2 protein-coding genes are annotated in these 2,125 nt (G+C 38.5%); one reads left to right on the forward strand and one right to left on the reverse strand.

Annotated features, from left to right (window positions below; all coding sequences use genetic code 11):
- Window positions 1-715, forward strand: a 715-nt coding sequence (locus PL9214_RS31690) for a hypothetical protein (protein WP_186440489.1), incomplete at its 5' end; no start/stop codon positions are given.
- Between the two features lie 2 nt (window positions 716-717).
- Here PL9214_RS31690 and PL9214_RS28215 read toward each other — a convergent pair.
- Window positions 718-2,052 (reverse strand): IS701 family transposase, encoded by a 1,335-nt coding sequence (locus PL9214_RS28215; protein WP_072718077.1) that lies wholly within the window; start codon window positions 2,050-2,052, stop codon window positions 718-720.
- Between the last annotated feature and the right edge of the window lie 73 nt (window positions 2,053-2,125).

Genomic DNA, 2,125 nt, shown 5'->3' on the forward strand with positions numbered 1-2,125 from the left:
AGTATTAGCAATCAAAGACTTCGATGTTAGCTCAATCTTCAGCGATGATGTCATTATTAACTACAATAACAGCATCACAGACACCAGCCAAAATCCCTTCGGTTCACCGACATACGCCCTAGTCACTCAGTCTTTTGCCACCTTTAAAGCAGGTGCTAATGGCAATGGTTTACCCGACAACGGCTTGTTTGCAGCCAACAGCTACCATCCCAACATTCAACTCGGCTACAATAACAGCAATGACGGCAACAATGCCAAAATCCTCACCACCAACAACTCATCCTTTACCTTTAACGTCACGGCTAGTCCCTACCAAAAAATTCACCTGTTTGCCACCGGGACACATGGTAGCGGGACAATAGATATAAAATTTAACTATAGCGATGGCAGCAACAGCACCAGTACCGCTACAATTGAAGATATTGCCACTTCAATTACCGAGTCAGCTTCTAGTTACTATCTGATTAATGGATTAGACTTAAGTAACGATACAACCGGCTCAAGTTACTGGGATTTTAATGGTGGAAACATCTTTGGTTTAGGGTTAACACCCGATACAACGAAAATCCTGCAAAGCATCACCATAACCCGAACCAGTGGCACAGGTGCAGATACTTGGTTGAACTTTTTTGGAGCGACAGGAGAATACAACAACAGTGCCCCCGTCCTAACCCTCTTCTGTCACTCTCCGAAATCAACAAGTAATAAAAAGTAGAGTTATCCATTGGGAAAATAAGATTGAAATTGATTAATATTCTCAATTAATTTATGAAAACCCACTAATAAATGGCGGTCGGGAAAAATATCTAGCCACGGGACAATCAACCACAATATAATAGTAGGCTGAATTATTAAACGCAGATTATTTAAAACATTTTTCCATCCCTCTTTGTGATTCCATTGTTGATGAGTTGAGCAATCGGTGGTGTTTTTTTTGCTCTCAGATTCTCGGGGACTGCCTTGACTTAAAGACCGGAAAACTTCGGAGTTGAAACTAATCATTAAATACACACAGAAAATGATTTCCCACCATTTTTCTATATCGGGAAAATCCGTCAACCGATAATCAGTCCAACCCAGTTCTTGTTTACATTGTCGAAATCCATATTCCACCCATGTTCTTAACCCGTATAAATTACCTAATGTCTTTTTCATCTGGCTTCTCTTCTCTGTTAAATTTGTCATGACAAACGAAGTTGATGTTTCTGGCATCGTTTCTGGATCTGTGGTAATTTCCCAATAGGTTCTTGTACTTCTTTTCCCAAATATGATTTCTCTAATATATCTGGTTTCTGATTCTTGATTGCTAAAAATCCTCTCAAATTTACACCATTTGTTGGCTCTAACTTTCTGCTCGCTTGACATCCAGACTCCATGATTACTTCTTATTGCTAGTACCCAAGGAATTTGAAATTGATCTAATGTACTGATAAACGAACTACTTTCACCATAAAGGCTATCTGCTAATACCAATTCAATCTGAAATCCCCAATCAACCAATTCTGTTAGAATTTCTGATGCGATTTCAATCTTAGTTTTGTAGACATCTCCTTCTTTTAATGTTCCTTTGGGTTTAAATACTCTAAACACTAAAGGAAAGGTTATATTTTTATAAACACCGTAAGCATTAACTGATACTATTCCCCGATCTGTTTTGCCCACACTTCCCAAGTATTGTCTAGCTATATAGTCGGTTTTTTTTCCCTTTCTCCTATCTCCTGTCTCATCAATTATTACTATAATCTTCTCTCCTTTCAATGCTTTTAGAGTTCGGGCTAATCTTCTTTCCTTTAATTCCCTTGCTGACCAAGGCGAATTGGCTAAGAAATGATGCAGTGATTGTGGCGACCTAATTCCTACTATTTTAGCAATTTCCGGTAAAGATTTTCTCGGAATTGGTGAGATAATTCCTAGATGTAAGTATTTAAAACATTCGTAACTTCTCACTTCTGGGAATAGGTCTTTATAACCTTGACAATATTCATCAATCACTGAAACTGTTGGTTGTGCATCTCGGGCTAAATGTTTGATCATCTGTAATTCTACATCCATTACCCTATCCCCCTTCTAGCTACCCATCTGGTTTATTTTCTAATTTTACTCCTCGGAGACTGACAGAAGAGGG

Source organism: Planktothrix tepida PCC 9214 (genome assembly GCF_900009145.1).
GTDB classification, from domain to species: domain Bacteria; phylum Cyanobacteriota; class Cyanobacteriia; order Cyanobacteriales; family Microcoleaceae; genus Planktothrix; species Planktothrix tepida.